Annotated in this window: 12 protein-coding genes; 3 read left to right on the forward strand and 9 right to left on the reverse strand. The window is 71.2% G+C overall.

Going from position 1 to position 18,676, the window contains the following annotated elements; all coding sequences use genetic code 11:
• Positions 1–26: 26 nt before the first annotated feature.
• The 3 genes from VN461_15440 to VN461_15450 form a co-directional block, all read right to left on the reverse strand.
• Positions 27–1,292 carry a cytosine permease gene (locus VN461_15440; protein ID HXB56172.1) on the reverse strand — a complete coding sequence of 422 codons (1,266 nt, stop codon included), beginning with the start codon at positions 1,290–1,292 and terminating at the stop codon, positions 27–29.
• Positions 1,289–1,972, reverse strand: a complete 684-nt coding sequence (deoC, locus tag VN461_15445) for a deoxyribose-phosphate aldolase (protein HXB56173.1) — start codon at positions 1,970–1,972, stop codon at positions 1,289–1,291. The genes VN461_15440 and deoC overlap by 4 nt, the downstream gene beginning before the upstream one ends.
• A 167-nt stretch (positions 1,973–2,139) precedes the next feature.
• Positions 2,140–2,748: an RpiB/LacA/LacB family sugar-phosphate isomerase gene (locus tag VN461_15450; protein HXB56174.1), complete on the reverse strand. Its 609-nt coding sequence runs from the start codon at positions 2,746–2,748 to the stop codon at positions 2,140–2,142.
• A gap of 268 nt (positions 2,749–3,016) precedes the next feature.
• Here VN461_15450 and VN461_15455 point away from each other — a divergent pair, with 268 nt between their 5' ends.
• Positions 3,017–5,896: a carboxypeptidase regulatory-like domain-containing protein gene (locus VN461_15455; protein HXB56175.1), complete on the forward strand. Its 2,880-nt coding sequence runs from the start codon at positions 3,017–3,019 to the stop codon at positions 5,894–5,896.
• Between the two features lie 81 nt (positions 5,897–5,977).
• Here the strand turns inward: VN461_15455 and VN461_15460 are convergent, their stop codons facing one another.
• From VN461_15460 to VN461_15470, 3 genes are all read right to left on the reverse strand, one after another.
• Positions 5,978–8,077 (reverse strand): sulfatase-like hydrolase/transferase, encoded by a 2,100-nt coding sequence (locus VN461_15460; GenBank protein HXB56176.1) that lies wholly within the window; start codon positions 8,075–8,077, stop codon positions 5,978–5,980.
• A gap of 71 nt (positions 8,078–8,148) precedes the next feature.
• A complete protein-coding gene (locus VN461_15465; protein ID HXB56177.1) occupies positions 8,149–10,395 on the reverse strand; it encodes a sulfatase-like hydrolase/transferase in 2,247 nt (748 codons plus the stop codon).
• Positions 10,396–12,693, reverse strand: a complete 2,298-nt coding sequence (locus VN461_15470) for a tetratricopeptide repeat protein (GenBank protein HXB56178.1) — start codon at positions 12,691–12,693, stop codon at positions 10,396–10,398.
• Between the two features lie 110 nt (positions 12,694–12,803).
• Between VN461_15470 and VN461_15475 the strand changes: the two genes are divergently transcribed.
• Entirely contained in the window at positions 12,804–14,150 is a 1,347-nt protein-coding gene (locus VN461_15475; protein HXB56179.1) for an amino acid carrier protein, read from the forward strand.
• A complete protein-coding gene (lysA, locus tag VN461_15480) occupies positions 14,150–15,388 on the forward strand; it encodes a diaminopimelate decarboxylase (GenBank protein HXB56180.1) in 1,239 nt (412 codons plus the stop codon). The genes VN461_15475 and lysA overlap by 1 nt, the downstream gene beginning before the upstream one ends.
• A gap of 3 nt (positions 15,389–15,391) precedes the next feature.
• Here the strand turns inward: lysA and VN461_15485 are convergent, their stop codons facing one another.
• Genes VN461_15485 through VN461_15495 form a run of 3 tightly spaced genes read right to left on the reverse strand, consistent with a single transcriptional unit; the run spans position 15,392 to position 18,658 of the window.
• A complete protein-coding gene (locus VN461_15485) occupies positions 15,392–16,300 on the reverse strand; it encodes a serine hydrolase (protein HXB56181.1) in 909 nt (302 codons plus the stop codon).
• Positions 16,285–17,817, reverse strand: a complete 1,533-nt coding sequence (locus VN461_15490) for an ABC transporter substrate-binding protein (protein ID HXB56182.1) — start codon at positions 17,815–17,817, stop codon at positions 16,285–16,287. Before VN461_15490 ends, VN461_15485 begins: the two co-directional genes overlap by 16 nt.
• Complete coding sequence (locus tag VN461_15495; GenBank protein ID HXB56183.1) at positions 17,765–18,658, reverse strand: C40 family peptidase; 894 nt, start codon at positions 18,656–18,658, stop codon at positions 17,765–17,767. The genes VN461_15490 and VN461_15495 overlap by 53 nt, the downstream gene beginning before the upstream one ends.
• Positions 18,659–18,676 lie beyond the last annotated feature (18 nt).

The raw sequence follows: 18,676 nt of genomic DNA on the forward strand, positions 1-18,676 counted from the left end.
CCGGCCGAGCCCAAGGCGGCAGCTGGTCATCGGGCCGGGCGGACGCTCTCCGTGGGTGCCCACCATCGTCCGATGAGGGCGTAGGCGAGAATCGCGGCGGTGAGGGAAGGCAAGGTCCCCCCGATGGGCGCCGCCCAGTAGTAGACCAAGGCTCCAAGCGCCCAGGCCAGGAGCCCAGGCACGGCAAAGCCCCGCCCTTGGGCGTAAGGACCGGACGGATCGTAGAGAGCCCGGACGTCCACCTCCCCTCGCCCGAGAAAGAAGCGGCCGAGCAAGACGCCGCCCACCGGCACCAGGACCCCGCCCAGGACCAGCATGAAATCCACGTAGCGGTCGAGCCACACCCGGGAGAGGAGACCGAGGGCCGCGCCCACGAGCCCGGCTATCCAGACCGAGGCCTGCTCGCCCGCCCCGGGGAGGAGGCTCTTCCAGGCGAGGGCCGAGAGGTAGACGTTGACGAAGTTGGTGGTCAGGGTGGCGAGAGCCAGGAGTATCGCTCCCGCTGCCCCCAGCCCGACCGCTGCCATCATGGCCCCGGGATCGGTCCGGCCGGCCGCGCGGGCGGCCAGGAAGCCGAGGGGCATGAACCACGCGCTGGTCACGGCTAGGCCCAGAAACACGGCTACCGCTCCCGCGCGGGGGGAAGCGGTGTAGCGGGAGTAGTCCGCGAACATCAGGATCCAGGAGACCTGGTAGCCGATCACCACGTCTAGCCCCCTTACCCACGAGAGCCCGCCAATTCCAGCGGCCCCCCCGCCGCCCGCGGGCAGCCGCAGGCAGACGACCGTCGTCATGAGGCCGAGGGCGAGCAGGAGGGGCACCGCCACCCGGTCGGCGAGGGCGACGAGTCGGGGTCCTCCGGCCACGATGGCGGGGGCGAGGATGCCCACGCCGACGGCCCAGGCTCGCTCGGAGGACGGCCCGCCCGCGAGAGTTGCACAGGCCGAGCCCGCGATCACGTTGTTGATGGCGATCCAGGCAAAGTTGGTCACGTAGAGGAAAACGGCCACGAGGGCGGCCCCGCGGGTGCCGAGGGCGGCCCGCGCGGCCACCACCGAAGGAACCCCGAGGCGTGGCCCCACGGGGGCGAGGGCGGCCACCAGGGCCGCCCCCGCTATGCTCCCGAGGACGACCACGGCCAGGGCGGCGCCTGTGGTGAACCCCGGATAGAGGCTCGCTCCCGTGACCATCGTGGTGGCCACCAGGTTGGCCCCGGCAAAGATGAGGAAGAGATCGATCGGGGGCTGGGTGCGGCGCTCGGCGGGAACCGGCCCGAGCTCGACCGCGTTCACGCGGTTCCGCTTTGCGCGGCCCGGCTCTCCTGGATGATCTTGACCCCCACGCTGGCCCCGATGCGGTCCGCCCCCGCCTCCAGCATGGCCTGGGCCGCCTTCAGGTCCCGGACCCCGCCCGCCGCTTTCACCCCCATGCTCGGACCCACTACCCGGCGCATGAGGGCCACGTCGGCGGCGGTGGCCCCGCCGGGACCGAAGCCGGTCGAGGTCTTGACGAAGTCGGCGCCGGCCACCCTCGAAAGCACGCAGGCCTTGACCTTTTCGTCGTCCGTGAGCAGCGCGGCCTCGATGATCACCTTCACGGAGGCCCCCCGCGGATGGCAGGCCGCCACTACCCTGGCCACGTCCCGCTCCACCAGGCGGTAGTCGCGCGACTTCAGAGCCCCCACGTTCATGACCATGTCCACCTCGGCCGCGCCGTCCTCCACCACCCGCCCCGCCTCGAAGGCCTTTACCTCGGGGGGCGTGGCCCCCAGGGGGAAGCCCGCCACCGTGCAGACCCGGGTCTCGCTGCCGCGCAGGAGGTCGGCGCAGAGGCGGACCCAGGTCGGGTTGATGCAGACGGTGGCGAAGGCGTGCTCCCGGGCCTCGCGGCAGAGGGTCTCGATCTGCTCGCGGGTGGCGTCGGGCTTCAAGAGCGTGTGGTCGATGCGGCGGGCGATCTCGCGGGGATACAGGTTGACCCCCGCCTGCAGGCCGAAGCGCTCGGCTCCCTCCTGCAGAAGGTGGCCGAGAAGGTCCGGACAACACCCGCCCGCCGCCTGGTGGCAGGCGCAGGGAGGCTCCTCCGACCGGACCTGGGCCAGGACCGCGCGCACGACCGCTTCCACCAGCCGGGCATCCGTCACTTCGACCGCTCCCTGGCCTCCAGGGCCTCGATCTTCTTGACCCGCCGCCGGTGCCGCTCCTCGGTGCACTCGGTGGTGAGGAACGTCTCCACGATCTCGCGCATGCGCACGGGGTCCACGAAGCGGGCGCCCAGGGTCAGAACGTTGGCATCGTTGTGCTCACGGGCATTGCGGGCGGCGGCCGCGTCCCCGCAGGGGGCGGCCCGTATTCCCGCCAGCTTGTTCGCGGCCATGGCGGAGCCAATGCCCGCTCCGTCGACCATGATGCCGAGACGGGCCTCCCCGGCCCGGATCGTCCCCCCCACGGCGGCAGCGATATCGGGATAGTCCACCGCCGGCTCCGGAGAGAACGTGCCGAGGTCGCGGAAGGCGTATCCCAGGCGGGTCAAGTGATGCTTGACCTCCTCCTTCAGCGCAAAGCCCCCGTGATCGGAGCCCACGGCCACCGTCGTTGGGCCCGGCATCGTTGCCCCCAGCACGATGCGGACTCCCCGGGTGGCGGCCATCTCTCGAGCCCAGGGCGTCACGACCGCTCCCGCAGAGGCCAAGAGCTCGCCTCCGGGCGGCACCGCCCTCACATCGTCCGCGGTCACGACGTCCTTCATTCTTGCTCCGGGGAGGGGATGGTAGCACGCTCGGCGCCTTGGCCCGGCCGCCCTCGTGCTCGAGCGCGGCCCGTCGACAATTTATTGGATTCCCAGCATACGGCGATTTGGATCCAGCCCCCACAATGAAATGTAAGTCATTATGCCAACGTGAGTTATTCTGATATGACGACCTGGCACACGCGTTGCTCGAACATTCAGTAAGGTGTTGTCCTAAAGGACTGTCCTCGGTCAGTCGGCGAGTCTTCCGATTTGCTCGGAGGTGAGCATGAAGTTGTTCCGATGGGTGATCGCGGTGGCGGCGGTGGCCGCTATTGCCAGCCTGATCGTCCCTGCCCCCCTGGGCGCCCAGACGGTGACGGGCACCATCGACGGCCGGGTTTCCGACGAAAGCCGGGCGGCCGTTCCCGGCGCCACCGTCACGGCCAAGAACACCGCCACCGGACTCACGCGTACCGGCACGGTGAGCACGGCCGGCACCTACCGGTTGGCGTCCCTTCCCCCCGGCCGCTACGACGTCAGCGCGCAGCTGACCGGCTTCGCGACCCAGGTCATCAAGGACGTCGAGGTCCTGGTGGGAAGCGAAGCCACCGTGGACTTCACGATGAAGGTCGCGACCGTGTCCGAGATCATCACCGTGACCACCGAGACCCCGCTGATCCAGACCACGACCTCGGATATCGGGCAGGTCATCACCAGCAAGCTGGTCGAGAACATCCCCCTGAACGGCCGGAAGTTCCAGGATCTCTCCCTGCTCGTGCCCGGAACCCGGAGCTCCAACTACTACGATCCCACCAAGACCGAGGTGGGCGGGATCAGCTACGGGGGGGCGACCGGGCGCAACGTGATCGTCAGCGTGGACGGGGCGGACGACAACGACGGCGTGGTGCGCGGCCTGCTCCAGCAGTTCTCGAACGATGCCATCCAGGAGTACAAGGTCACGACCCAGCGCTACAGCGCGGAGTTCGGCCGCTCCACGGGCGGCATCGTGAACGTGGTCACCAAGAGCGGCACCAACGACTTTCACGGCGGGGCCTTCGTCTACGGCCGGAACGAGAGCTTGAACTCCAAGAGCTTCTTCGAGGACAAGCTGAACCTGCCCAAGCCGCCCTTCAAGCAGTGGCAGTACGGCGCCACTCTGGGGGGGCCGATCGAGAAGGACAAGGCCCACTTCTTCCTCTCCTATGAGCGGAACCAGCGCGACGACTACGCGACCGTGAACACGAACGGTGCCCTCCCCTCCCAGGAGGGAAGCTTCCCCCAGCCCTTCCGGAACAACTTCGTTCTCGCGAAGGTGGACTTCCAGTGGAGCGACAACAACACGCTGGTCGCCCGTTACGGCCTGGAGGACAACAGCCGCACCCACGACTTCATCGGGGGCAGCACGCTCGCCTCCTCGGGCGCCCTCAACACCAACAAGACCCACTCCGGGGTCTTGAAGAACACGACCGTCCTCGGCAACAACAGGCTGAACGAGCTGGTGCTGACCTACCAGCACTTCGAGAACAACATCACGGCCGAGGACAACAGCAAGCCCGGCATCGCGACCCCCGACTTCACGTTCGGGGCCAACCTCAATACGCCCCAGCAGACGATCCAGCAGCGCTTCCAGGTCCGGGACGACTTCTCCTTCCGCAAGGAGAACTGGGGGGGGGACCACGCCTTCAAGGTCGGGGCCGAGCTCATGAGGTCCCACTTCGGCGGGTTCTTCGTGCCCACCCTCTACGGGCTCTTTACCTTCGGCCACTCCCTCGGCAACGACCTCAACACCTATCTCAACTCCATCGCCGACAGCTTCAGCGGATCGGCGGGCAACAACAGCTTCGACGACAACTGGACCTACGTGGCCGGCTACGTCCAGGACGACTGGAAGCCCACCCGGAAGCTGACCTTGAACCTGGGGCTACGGTACGAGATCCAGTTCGGCCCCTACAGCAACCGGTTCGACACCATCGGCATTCGCGCCGTGAATGCGGCCGGGTATCCGAGCCAGCGGCAGCAGGACTACAAGGACATCGGGCCGCGGGTCGGCTTCGCCTACGACATAAACGGAGACGGCAAGGCGGTGTTGCGCGGAGGCTACGGGCGGTACTACGACGAGATCTTCCAGAACATCACCCTCTACGAGTACTGGAGCCAGATCAGCAGCCCGACCAACTTCCTCTCCTTCTCGCCCGCGCCCTTCACCCCCAACAACTACGCCGCCAACCGAGACGCGATCCGCGGCTCCTTCATCGACCCAACCTTCAAGGGGCAGCTCACGAGGCTCACCTCACCCCAGCTCGTGCAGCCCCGGGCGGACCAGTTCAACGTGGGCTTCTCCGCCCAGCCCACCCGCCAGTTCGGCTTCGACATTGACTACGTGCACGTCACCGGCAACGACGAGATCGCCCGCTGGAGGATCAACACCCCGCAAAACGTGAACACCCTCGTATCTCCGGCCGGAGTCTTCGATCCCGCGATCGGACCCATCAACGTGGAGGGCAACCGCGGCCACTCGAAGTTCGACGCGGTCTACGTCGCGCCCAAATTCCGCACCCCGAAGGCCTATCTGATCGCCACCTACACCTGGTCGAAGGCCTACAACCTGGCCAACGACTTCAACAGCCTGCCCGCCGACATCACGAACGCGAATTGGGAGCTGGACTGGGGGCCGGCGCCGAACGACATCCGTCACCGCGCCACCCTCGCGGGCGTCTTCGACCTGCCGGCCAAGTTCCAGTTCTCGACGGCGCTGCAGGCCAACTCGGGCCGGCCCGTCAACGCGCTCGCGGGGCTGGCCGGGCTCCGGGCCAACGTCCGGGCCATCGACCCCACGACCGGCCAGATGTTCTCGCGCAACGCCTTCGTGGCGGGGCCGGAGTTCATCTGCCCGAGCGGGAAGGCGAGCTGCGTTCAGGGAGGCACGGGCGGCCTCGCCTTCCTGAGCTGGGACGCTCGAGTGTCCAAGTTCATCCGGTTTGGCGGCAAGGATCAAGGCGTGGAGCTGGCCTTCGACGTCTTCAACATCACGAACCACGCCAACTTCAACACCGCCAACCCCGGCGGCTACACCAACCGCTACCCCTCGGTCAACTTCGGGGCGGCGACGGCGATCGTGCCCGACAGCCAGCGGGAGTCGCAGTTCTCCCTGCGGTTCCGCTTCTAGCGACCCCGCCTCAAGCTCCAAAGGGGGGCGGCGCACGCGCGTGCGCCGCCCCCCTTCTCTTTCCCGCCTGGGGACGCCTGCCTAGGGGGGGAGAGAAGCGAGGTGCTCCCGGGCGCGGGCCCGGATGAGCGGCCCCGTGTCCTTGGCCTCGACCAGGCGGCGGTATTCCGCGGCCGCCTCCTGGCGCCGCCCCTGCCGATTCAGGACCTCCGCCAAGTCGAAGCGCGCTTCGTCCTGGCTCGGCTCCATCTCGAGGGCCCGGCGGAGGTGGCGGGCGGCCGCTTCCAGCTCTCCCCCGCTCGCCTCTAGAGCCCCGAGGCCGGTGAGGGCGGGCGCGTAGTCGGCCTGAACAGTCAGGATGCCGTTGTACTCGGCCTTGGCCTCCGCCGCGTGACCGGCCTCGGCCAGAACGCGGGCGAGGTCGAGCCGGATGGCGGGCTTGGCGGGATCGGTCGTCACCGCCTGCCGCAGCTCCGTGATGGCCGGGTCGTAAGCCCCCCGCGCGGCCAAGACGCCCGCCTTGAGGACGCGGGCGTCGCTGAAGCGAGGATCCACGGCGAGGGTGGCCTCCGCCTCGCGCAGGGCCGCCTCCCGGTCTCCCAGCCGCAGGTAGCAGACCGCGATCCAGTGATGGGCGTAGGCGCTCGTGGGCACGAGCTCGAGGTACCTCCGGAAGGAGGCGATGCCCTCCCGGTAGCGTCCCCGGCCCATCTGCGCGCTCCCCGTCACCACGATGGCGAAGGCGTTCTGGGGGTCCCGGGCCAGGACCTCTTGCAGGATGGGCAAGGCCTCGTCGAAGCGACGCTCCCTGACCGCGCGGTTGGCCCGCCGCAGTCGGTTGAAGACCCCGATCATGTCCTTGGGCTCTTTGCGCGCGGCGTCGTGGGGCGGGGGCGCGGCCGCGGAGCCCGCCCCCAGGTAACCGAGGGCGGCGAGCTTCTCCGCCGTCTCCGCGTCCAGTCGGCCCACCTCCATGCTTCCCTCGCTGCCCCCGGTGAGACGCTCGAGGCCCTCCTCGAGGGCGCGCGCCCTTCCCGCCTCCTGCCCGTAGAGGTTGCGTTCCTCCTTGGGGTCGGAGGCGAGGTCGTAGAGCTCCGGGCGGGGGGCATCGATGAGCTTGAATCTCTCGTCGCGAATCGACCGCAGCGGCGCCCAGTTCATGTAGAAGAGGGGGAGGTAGGTCTCGGCGTAGATCGGGGGCGAGGGACCGGCGCTCCGACCCTGGATCAGGGGGAGGAGGCTCCGTCCGTGGTCGGTCTTGAGGGGGGGCATGGCGAGCAGGTCGAGGAGGGTCGGGGCGAGGTCCGTGGCCCGGACCGGCTCCTGGACCACGACCCCGGCCGGGATCCGTCCCGGGCGCCAGAGGATGAGGGGGACTCGAAGGACTCCCTCGTAGACGAACATCGAGTGGGTTTCCTCGCCGTGGTCGCCCAGGCTCTCGCCGTGGTCGCCAATGACGGCGATGAGCGTGTGGTCCTTGAGGCCCAGCTGGGAGAGCTTGTCCAGGATGGAGGCCACGACCGCGTCGTCGAAGGCAATCTCCCCGTCGTAGGGGCTGCTTGCGAACATCTCCCGGAAGGGCGGCGGCGGCTGGTAGGGCTCGTGGGGGTCGTAGAGGTGCAGCCAGGCGAAGAAGGGGGCCCCCGGGGAGGCCGCTTGTTCCTCGAGCCAGCGCGCGAGGAGGAGGGCCGTGCGGTCCCCCCGGCGCTCCGCCTCCAAGCTGATGACCTGGGCCTCGGCCCCCTCCATGCGGTCGTCGTAGCGGTCAAAGCCGCGGGCAAGGCCATAGCGGCGGTCGAGGATGAACGAGCTCACGAAGGCCGCGGTGCGGTAGCCCTGGGATTTCAAGAGGGTGGCCAGGGTCGGGTAGCGGTCGGAGAGGGTGAAGTTGCCGTTGTTGCGGACGCCATGGGCGATCGGATAGAGGCCGGTGAAGATCGACGCGTGGGCGGGCAGGGTGATGGGGGCCGGGCTGATGGCCTGCGCGAAGCGGACTCCCTCCGCGGCCAGGCGGTCGAGATAGCGCGTGCGCGCGCCTGCGTACCCGTAGCAGCCCAGCCGGTCCGCGCGCGTCGTGTCCAGGGTCACGAGCAGGAGATTGTCCCGGCCGGGAGGTCGGGCCGGGGGCGGGCGGAGGGCGAGCCGTCCCAGGACGGCGGCGGCAGCGAGGGCCAGGGCCACGAGCCAGGGCCAGGTCCGGCGCCGCCGGGCGGCGCCGGAGTGGTGAGACCGACCCCGCTTGCGGCGCGGACTCAGGGCCGCGCTCCCGCGGGCGCCCGACCCGCCGAGAGCTGCGCCACGACCTCCGCCACCTGGGGCTGACGGGGGTCGAGGGCGAGAGAGGCGCGGAGGGCCTCTAGGCCGCCCCGGGTGTCTCCCGACTCGAGGCGGGCGAAGCCGAGGCTGTTCAAGGCGAGGGGGGTGCGGGGCCCCGTCTTGAGGGCCCGCTCGAGATAGGGGACGGCCTCCGCGGCGCGTCCGCTCTTGGCGAGGGCCCCCCCCAGGTCGAGGAGGGCCTCGGCCTGGCCGGGATCGATCTCCAGCGCCCTTCGGAAGAGGCCGATGGCCTCCGGGAGGCGGCCGGTCCGCACCGCGAGCACGCCCCGCTTGATGAGGGCCCCGAGGTCGGCGGGGTCCTGCTGCTGGATCTGGTCGTAGAGGGCGGCCGCCTTCGGCAACTCGCCGCGGCCGAGGGCGATGTCGGCCAAGCCGCGCAGTGCCTCCGGCTGGTCCGGAACCCGGGCCAGGATTTGCTCGTAGCTTCGGACGGCCTCGTCTTCCCGCCCTTGGCTGCGAAGGGTGCGCGCACGGCCGAGGAGAGGCTCGGGGGAGCGGGGGAGGATCCGGGCCGCGCGGTCCAGGGCTTGGAGCGCGTCTGCCGAGCGGTCCAGGCGCCAAAGGCACTCCCCGAGAAGCACGAGGTCTTCGCCGGTTGATCGGTTCTCCTTCTCCAGGGCCTCAAGGTCCGCCACCGCGGCCGGGAAGTCCCGGGCCTGAGCGTGCGCGATCGCCCGGTAGCGCCGGGCGAGCGTCATCTGGGGGTCCTCCTTGAGGGCGGCGGTCAGCTCGCGGACGGCCAGTTCGGGGTCGCTCCGCGCCTCGGCGATGCCGCGCTCGATCTGCCGCAGGAGGACGATGCCCTGCTTGGGATCCCGCCCGGAGGCCGTGGCCGGCGCCGAGCCCCCTCCGCCCAGGTAGCCGAGGGCGCGCAGCCTCTCCGCCGTCCCCGCCTCGGCGGGGGCGGCCGCCCTCGGGGTGGTCACGGCCAGGGCCGCTTTGAGCGAGGCCTGCAAAGCAGTCGCGGTCGCCGGCTCATCCGAAAAGCGGTTGCGCGCCTCGCTCCCGTCCACCTCGAGCGCGTAGAGCTCCGGCCGGGGGGCGTCGATCAGCTTCCAAGTCGCGGTCCGCCATCCGCGCAGGGGCGCCCAGCCGAGCTGGAGGCGCGTGAACTCGGATTCGAGATAGGCAGGGGCGTCCGGTAGCGGCCCGGCCATAGCCCCCTTCAGCGAGCGGCCCTCCATCGACGACGGCACCGGCTGACCCGCCAGGTCCAGGAGGGTGGGGGTCACGTCGATCCCCCGCGCCACCGTGGTGGCCACCCGCCCGCGGGGCACACCCGGCCCGGCCATGATCCAGGGCACGCGGACGGTGGAATCGTAGACAAAGACCCCGTGCGTCTCCTCACCATGCTCGCCCAGGCTCTCCCCGTGATCCGAGGTCACCAGCACCAGCGTGCTCGCGGCGAGGCCTTTTTCTTCCAGCCCCCGGAGGAGCCGGCCCAGCTGTCCATCCACAAAGGCGATCTCGCCGTCGTAGGGGCGCTCAGCGAAGCGGGTGGCGAGCTCGCCGGGCGGCTCGTAGGGGGCGTGGGGGTCGAAGTAGTGCACCCAGAGAAGCCAGGGCGGAGCCCGGTCGGCACCGGCGCCGGCCAGCCAGCGCAGCGCCGCCTCCGTGGTCGCGTCCGCCCTCCGCTCCACGTAGGCCGCCCGCCGGGGGTCGTCGCCGTAGGGCAGGCGGTCGTCGTAGGTGTCGAAGCCGCGGCCGAGGCCAAAGCGGCGGTCGAGGGGGAAGCCGGAGACGAAGGCCGCGGTCCGGTACCCGGCCCCGTGGAGGAGGCTGGCCAGGGTGGGGATGCCCTCGGGGAGCACGAAGCCCCCGTTGTCCCGGATGCCGTGCCGGAGGGGAGTCAACCCGGTGAGGATCGAGGCGTGGGAGGGGGTCGTGAGCGGCACATGGGCGACCGCGACCGCGAAGCGCGTCCCCCGCCCGGCCAGGCCGTCCAGGACGGGCGTCTCCGCTCCCTTGTCGCCGTAGCAGCCCAGGTGGTCGGCGCGGAGGGTGTCGATGGTGACGAGGAGGACGTGCGGCGGGAGGCGGCCACGGCGCCAGAGGACGGCCACGACCAAGGCGAGGAGGAGCATCGAGAGCGCCGCCGCCGTCAGCCGCCGCCCCGACCAGGTGGCGCCGCGGGAAAAAGCCGCGGGAGGCTGCCGGGCCATTCAGCGGCCCCGGACCAGCCCGGCCAGCAGGCGGCTGATGTCCGGCTGGTTCTTGTCCATGGCCAGAGAGCGCCCGAAGAGCTGGGCGGCCTCGGCCGTCTGGCCGAGCTCGAGCTGGGCATAGCCGAGGCCGTTCAGCAGCTCGGGCGTGGCCGGGCCCTCCTCGAGGGCGGCTCGATAGTGGATGGCCGCTTCCCCCCAATGACGCTGCCGAGCGTGGGCGGCGCCGAGGAGGATGCTCCGCTCCCTCGAGGGCGGGGCGGGAAGGAGGGTGGTGAGCGCGCGGTCCTCACGGCCCTGGGCGAGCTGGGCCCGCGCCAGGTCGATCATGATGGGGGCGCCGTCGGGGGCGAGACGCAGGGCGTGCTGGAGCGACGCTTCCGCCCCCGCCGCGTCGCCTGCGGCCAGACGGGCCTCGCCGAGGAGGGCGGCCAGACGCGGCGAACCGGGCGCCATCTGGGCCGCCCGGCTCAGCGGGGGAACGGCCTCTTGGGGGTGGCGGCCAGCGGACAGCAGGTCGAGGAGGCGGGAGAGCGCCGGGATGGAGAGGGGGTCGGCGGCCAACGCGGCCCTGAGCTCGCGCTCGGCCAGGTCGGCCTGGCCATCAGAGGCGGCCAGGATGGCCCGGGCCACGGGGACCGCGGCCGCGCTACGGGGCGCGGGCCTGAATCCGGCCAGGAGGCGTCGGGCCTCCTCTTTGAGGCCCGAGGAGACCGCCAGGTCCACGGTCTCGATCAGGACGTCACCGTGGTCGGCGGAGAGGCCGAGGGCCCGCGCGTAGAGCGCGAACGCGGCCTGGGTGCGACCCTGCTCCCGCACCGCCTTGGCCAGCCAGAGCAGGGCGGCCACGTTCTGGGGCTGGGCCTCCACCACCGCGCGCAGCTCGCGCTCCGCCCCCGCGTAGTTCCCCCGGCGGTAGAGGACCTCGCCCAGATTCTGGCCGGCGAGGGAGGTGGTGGCGGCGCCGATGTAGCCGAGGGCTAGAAGTCGCTCGCGTTCGTCGGGATCGGCGGCGGCCGCGGCCGCGGGCGGCTCGGGACGGCGAGCCGGCTCCAGCGACGGGACCTTGACCACGGCGCGCGCCGCCGCCTCGTCGGGGAGGAGGGCGGTCACCACCCGGCCGGGCATTTCCAGGCTGACAGGCAGGCCCGCCGCGTGGAGAACGGTGGGTGCCAGGTCCAGGGGGGTGACCGAGCCCACCGCCGCCCCCAAGGCCTCCCCTTTTCCCGCCAGGACCCGGGCCTCCACCGCGGCCACGATCCCGTAGGGTCGGTGCCAGGCCGTGGCCGGCCCCGCCAGGTCCGCGGGATCCTCGGCGATGGCCGCGTCCGGCGGGTAGAACCCGTGGTCCGAGCAAACCAGAATCCACGTGTCGGGGGCGCTTCGCGCGGCCAGGCGCGAGAGCAGCTCGTCCGCGTCCCGGTAGGCGCGCTCGATGGCGAGGGGGCCCAGGCGGGGGTCGCGGACGAAGAGGTGCGAGATGCTGTCGATCTCCTCCAGGTACACGAGGAGGAGGTCGGGCTGGCCCGCGGCCAGGATAGCTTCCGCCAGCCGGGAGTGGGTGCGCGTGCTGGCCACGATCACGGCCAGGTGGGCGAAGGGGTCTCGGTAGAAGCGCGCGCCGGGCGTGGCCAGGGCCGTCCGCGCCGACTCGTACTGGGCGGCCGTGAGCGGCACGTAGGCGGTGAGCGCCTCCTGCGTGATGTCGCTCGCCCGCACCAGGGCCGCAGCGAGAATCCGCGCCTCCGAGGCGGGAGCGAACGCCCGGGGGTCGGGGGCGGCGTCCGCACGGATGAGCTGGGGCGCCACGCGATCGGAAGCGATGGTGCCGTTGACGGCCTCCGCGGGCCAGGTGGCCCACCAGCCCACGACTCCCACCCGGCGCCCCGCGGCCGAGAAGATGTTCCAAAGGGCCTGGACGCGGCGGGCCGCGGAGGTGATCGGGGCCTGTCCCCCCGCGGGCAGGTCCACCATGAAGTCGAGGACGCGGTGGTCCTCGGGCCGCCGCCCGGTGGCGATCGTGGTCCAGACGATGGGTGAGACGAGGGGCGGGGTGGAGAGCAGGATGCCGGTCCGGCCGGCGGCCTTGAGGCGCGCGAGGGTCGGGAGCTTACCGGCGGCAAGGAGGGGATCGATAACCAGCCAGTCGGCGGCGTCGAGGCCCAGGAGGATGATGGGGCGCGCCCGCATGGTCGGGTCGGAGGCGGGGAGGAGGAGGGGAGGCAGGCCGACGAAGCCCGCCGCCACGAGCACTAGAACGAGCCATGGCGAGCGCCGGAGGCGTGGGCTCCCGATCATTCCTCAGGGATGATAGCGACAGGTCCCGCGAGGGTCCAACCCGCCGGGTTGGGGTGGGCTCGTCGGGCCCGAGCGGTATCGGCGCGCCTGGTCTATCATTCCTCCCCACTATGCCCGGCCCCGGGGGCGCTGCGGCCGCCCTGACCGCCGCCGTCCTTTGGACGAGCGACCTCGTCTGGGGCTGGTGGACGATGGCCCTGCTGCTGGGCACGGGACTCTTTCTCAGCGTCCGTTACCGCTTCGTCCAGGTGACGCGCTTCCGGGAAGCCCTGGGCGCCCTCGTCTCCCCGGCGGACGCGGGGGCGGGGGGGGCGCTCTCCCCGTTCCAGGCCTTCATGACCGCGCTCGCCGCCTCCATCGGCACCGGGAATATCGCGGGGGTGGCCACCGCGGTCGTCTCCGGAGGCCCGGGGGCGGTCTTCTGGATCTGGTGCTACGGATTCTTTGCCACCACCATCAAGTTCACGGAGGCGGTGCTCGGCATCCGCTTCCGACACCTCTCCGAGGGGCGGCTTTCCGCCGGCCCCATGCACTACCTCCGGGACGGACTGAACCTCCCCCGCCTGGCCTGGATCTACGCCCTCATCGCGAGCATAGCCGCCCTCACCACCACCCCCTTCAGCCAGCCGAACTCGATCGCGGTCGTGATGAAGAGCCAGTTCCAGGTCCCCACCCTGGTCTCGGGGGTGGGGGTCGCGATCCTGACCTGGCTGGTCATCATCGGCGGCGTCAAGTCCATCGGCCGGGCCGCGGAACGGCTGGCTCCCCTGAAGGTGATTCTCTATCTGGCCGGGGGCCTGATCGTCATCGTCGGCCACGCGGGGCGCCTGCCGGAGGTGCTGGCCCTCATCTTTAGGGAGGCCTTCTCGCTGCGCGCCGCGGGGGGGAGCGTGGCTGGGCTCGGCATCATGGTGGCCATGCGCTACGGCCTGGCCCGCGGCATCTACGCCAACGAGGCCGGGTACGGCACCGCCGCCGTGGCTTACGGCACCGCCAAGAGCCAGCAGCCGGTCCGGCAGGGGCTGAACGCGGTCATGGAGGTCTTCATCGTCTCCGGCGTCACCTCCACGATCAGCGCCCTGACCATCCTGGTCAGCGGGGTCTGGCGATCGGGGCTCACCAGCACGGCGGTGGTGGCGGAGGCCTTCAACACCACCTTGCCCGTGGCGGGGGGCTGGGTGGTGGCCTTCTGCGCTCTCCTCTTCGGCTACACCACACTCATCGGCTGGGCCTACTACGGCGAACAGTTCCTGGAATACGCCTTCGGCCCGTTCCTGACCGTGCCCTACCGATGGCTCTATTGCGCCCTGATCGTGCTCGGGGCCACCATCAAGGTGGAGACGGTCTGGGCCTGGGGCGACCTCATGAACGGCCTGCAGATCTTTCCCAACTTGGTGGGCGTCCTGGGCCTCTCGGGTATCGCGGCCGCTACCCTGCGCAGGGAGGGGAAGGGCTGATGTCCGGCTTCGCGCGAACTGATTCCACCCTCCTCTGCGACGGGGTCTCCCTTCTGGACGCGGCCACCCGCTTCGGGACCCCCCTTTACGTCTACAGCCAGGCCGCCATCGTCGATGCCTACTGGGACTACGACCGGGCCTTCACCAAGGTCCCCCACCGCATCCACTACGCGCTCAAAGCCAACAGCAACCTGGCCCTGCTGCGCATCCTGGCCGGCCTGGGCGCGGGGGCGGACATCGTCTCCGGCCTGGAGATGGAGGCGGCTCTACGGGCCGGCTTCCCTCCCGAGCGCATCGTGTTCGCGGGAGTGGGGAAGACGGAGGCGGAGCTCGTCCTGGGGGTCGAGCGCGGCATCCGCGATTTCAACGTCGAGAGCGAGGAGGAGATCTCGCGCCTGGCGGAAGTGGCGAAAGGGCGGCAGCGCACGGCCCGCGTTTCCCTGCGCGTGAACCCCGACATCGACCCCCGGTCGCACCCCTACATCTCCACCGGGCTGCGCGAGAACAAGTTCGGGGTCGACATCGCCAAGGCCCCCGCCATCCTGCGGCGGGCCCGGGAGCGGCCGGGGATCGCGGTGGTGGGCCTCCAGTGCCACATCGGCTCCCAGATCACGGACCTGGAACCGCTGGCGGAGGCGGCGCGCGAGGTGGCCGCCCTCTCGCGAGAGCTGCTGGGGGAGGGTTTCCCGCTGGAGACGGTGGACCTGGGCGGCGGGCTGGGGGTGGACTACGAGGGGGGCGGGGCGCCCGGGGCCGCGGCCCTGGCCGCGCGCGTCCTGCCCGAGCTGGCCGGCCTGCCCCTGACCCTCCTCCTGGAGCCCGGGCGGTCGCTGGTGGCGGGCGCGGGCGCTCTCCTGACCCGCGTGCTCTACCTCAAGGAAAACCGCGGAAAGCGGTTCGTGATCGTGGACGCGGGGATGAACGACCTCCTGCGGCCGGCCCTCTACGGGGCCCACCACCGCATCGAGCCCGTGGTCTCCCGGGGGGGAGCCCCGCAGACGGTGGACGTGGTGGGGCCCGTCTGCGAGACGGGCGACTTCCTGGCCCGGGATCGCCCGCTTCCACCGCTGGAGGTGGGGGATCTCCTGGCTGTGCGCGATGCGGGGGCCTACGGCTTCTGCATGTCCTCGAACTACAACCTGAGGCCCCGCGCCGCCGAGGTCTTGGTTGCGGAGGGGGGCCTGCGCCTCATCCGCCGCCGGGAGACTTTCGAGGACCTGATCCGGACCGAGACCTGACCGTCACTTCTCGCTGATGATCCGCCCGTACTCGCTGGCCTGGGCCAGCCGGGAGAAGGTCTCGTAGAGGGCGGCCGAGATCTCCCGAATCGCCGCCTCCCCCTCCTTGTCCCGCCGCAGATAGGTGGTCATGACCGCGGCGGCGTAGGGTCGTCCGGGCAGGTCCACCACCGCCGTCACGCAGCGGACGCCCTCGAGCTCTCCTGGCTTGTCCAGAATCGAGAGGTCCTCCGGCAAAGGGACCCGGAACGCTGAGGCCTTGGGGGTGGCGGCCACCTTGAGCGCGTCCTTCCCGCGCGCGGAGGCGAGGCCGGCCCCCTTGTAGAGGGTCTCCATCAGGGCCCGGAGCTCGGTGGGGGTGGAGACGTTCTCGTCGCCGCGGCGCGCCGCCGGGAGGTCCATCATCCGCCGGCGCAGCCGGGTGACGGGGAGACCGAGCCCGTCCAGGCGGCGGTTGACGGCGTCCATCCCCAGCCGCGCGATCAGCAGGTTGGTGGCCTCGTTGTCCGACCAGCCCATCATCAGCACGGCCAGGTCCCGCCAGGTGAGGGCCACCCGGTCCCCCAGCTCCATGAGCACGCCCCCGCCGCGAACGCGGGGGAGGGGGGGGTGCATGACCTCCGCGAGGTCGATCTTCCCCTCCTCGGCCTCCAGGAAGAGCTCGTAGAGGACCGCGACCTTGATCGAGGAGGCGGTGGGGAAGACCTCGTGTCCCCGCAGCTCGAAGGTGGCCCCCGTCTTCAGATCCCGGACGGAGACTCCGAGCACGCCGTCGAGGCCGCGGTCCACGGCCTCGATGCGGGCCTTGAGCTTCTCCCAGAGCACGGCTTCCTTGGGGGAGAGGTCGGCCGCGGCCGCGGGAGCGGTCAGGAGGAGGGCCAGGGCCAAGGCGCGCGTCAGTCCCTTTTCCATGTTTTGTCGAACCTCAGGATTCCGGTGGGCCCTACCGTGAGCCCCCGCACCACCCGGCGGTAGGCGGTGAAGACGGAGACGTGGTAGAGCGGGACCCAGGGCATGTCGCGCTGAAACAGCTCCTGGGCCTCGTGGTAGACGGAAAGGCGCGCCTCGGGATCGCCTCCCATGCGCCCCCGCTTGAGGAGCGCGTCCATGTCCGGGCTGCGATACCGGCTCCGGTTCGTGGTGCCGATGGCCTCGGAGGCGAGGAGGGCGGAGAGGAAGTCGTTGGGGTCGGCGGTGTCGGCCTGCCAGCCGAGGATGGCCAGGTCGTAGTCCCCCCGGCTCCCGCGCTCCACGTACTCCGACCAGGTGGGGACCTCGCGTAACCGAGCCCGGATGCCCACCTGGAGCAGGTCCTCCCGGATCTCGGCGGCCAAGCGCAGGGGGGCGGGCATGTAGGGACGGGGGGAATTGACCGCCATGAGCGTGGTCTCGAAGCCGGCCGGGAAGCCCGCTTCGGCCAGGAGGCGGCGGGCGGCGGGCCGGTCCAGGATCAGCTCCTTGGTGCGCGTGCCGTAGCCGAAGAGCGAGGGGGGGAGCGGGTTCTGGGCGGGCTCCCCGTGGCCGCCCAGGAGGCGGTTGACGAGGGCGCGGCGGTCCACGGCGCGGGCCAAGGCCTGCCGGACCCGCCGGTCGCCGAAGGGGGGGTGCTCGTTGTTGATGGACAGGAAGGCGAGGTTGAGGCCCGTCTGCGAGTCGAGGGTGATCTCCGGGTGGCGGTGCAGGGTCGCCAGGCGGTCCTGGCCCAAAGCGGACGTGACGTCCACGTCCCCCGCCAGAAGCGCGGCCGCCAAGTCCTCCTCGTCGGCCAGCCGCCGGAAGACCAGGCGCTTCAAGCGGGGGGCGCCCCCCCAGTAGTCGGCGTTGGCCAGGAGCTCCAAGAGCCCGGGTCGCACCGCGCCCAGGCGGTAGGGGCCGGTCCCCACGGGCGCGTCGTCTCCCGCCGCCAGCTGGCGCGGGCTCTGCAGCGAGAAGAAGGGCTGGGAGAGGGTGGCCAGGAGGGCCGCGCTCGGGCGGTCGAGCGTGATCGAGACCACGTACGGCCCCACCCGCTCCGCCCGCCCCGGGAAGCCCCGCTTCAAACGGAGGTTCTCCAGGTTCGCCACCACCGCGTCGGCGTCGAGAAGCGTTCCATCGTGGAAGCGCACGCCCTTCCGCAGCGTGAATGTCCAAGCGCGGCGGTCCAGGCTGGCCCAGGTGGTGGCGAGAGCGGGCTCGGGCCGGCTCCCTCCGGGGTGCAGACGGACGAGCGTCTCGCACACGTTCACGACCACCGCCGCGGAGACGAAGTCGCTGGCGCGGTGGGGGGCCAGGCTCGGGGGGTCGGCGAGGATCCCGATGACGAGGGTGTCGACGGGCGTGGCCAGGAAGGCGAGGGCGAGGAGGGCGCTCACAGGCCCGGGCGGGTCGGGCGCGCTCTCATCGAGGCCGCCGGGCCCCGCGGTAGAGGGCGCTCCAATGGGGATCGTCAAGAGCGTCCTCCCGCACGGTGGGCGTCGTGTGGGTGGTGGCGTTGATGAACCGACCTCCGCCCACGTAGAGGCCCACGTGGGTGACCTTGGCCTTGCCGAAGAAGAGAAGGTCGCCGGGGCGAAGGTGCTTCCTTGGGACCACCTGGGCCCGGGGATCCTCGAACTGCAAATCGGCGTCGCGGGGGAGGGTCACGCCGTGAGCATGGTAAACGAGGCTCACCAAGCCCGAGCAGTCCAGGCCCCAGGGGGTCATCCCGCCCCAGAGGTAGGGCAGGCCCAGCAGCCGCCGGGCGGTGGCCACGAGCTCGGCCGGGGAGCCGCGCGGGGTGGGCGCACCGGCCTCCCGCAGGCGGATGTCGCCGGCCTGGATGAAGCCGCCCTCTCCGTTCGGGAGGCGCAAGCGGTGCCAGCCATCCTTCTCGGGGGTGGGGGCAACCTCGAGGCGAGCGCCCAGGGGGGCCTGCGACATGGGGCGGGCGGAGGTAACGCTCGGCTCCCGGTAGATGTTGGCGACGAGGCTCACGACCTCCCCCAGCGTGCCCCGCGTGCCATAGCGGGGCACCGCGGGGCCCGGGTACGAGAGCAGGGCGGCCTGCCGGATCCAGCCCGGGTAGTGGTCGGGCGTTTCGATGCGGGCGAAGTCGGCCTCCGTCGCGGACACGGCCACCACCTGACCGATCACGGCCTGGCTGACCACGTCGGTCGCGGGGTCCGGATGCGAGTACATGTTCTCGACGGGGAGAAGGACCACCGCTTCACGCCGGTCAGCGGCTGGCGCCCACCCCGCGACAAGGAGGCCGAGAACGGCCCCTCCCATCACCGGCACCCGGCTTCCTGGCATGGCCGGGCCGAATCATTG

Source organism: Vicinamibacteria bacterium (genome assembly GCA_035570235.1).
GTDB lineage: Bacteria > Acidobacteriota > Vicinamibacteria > Fen-336 > Fen-336 > DATMML01.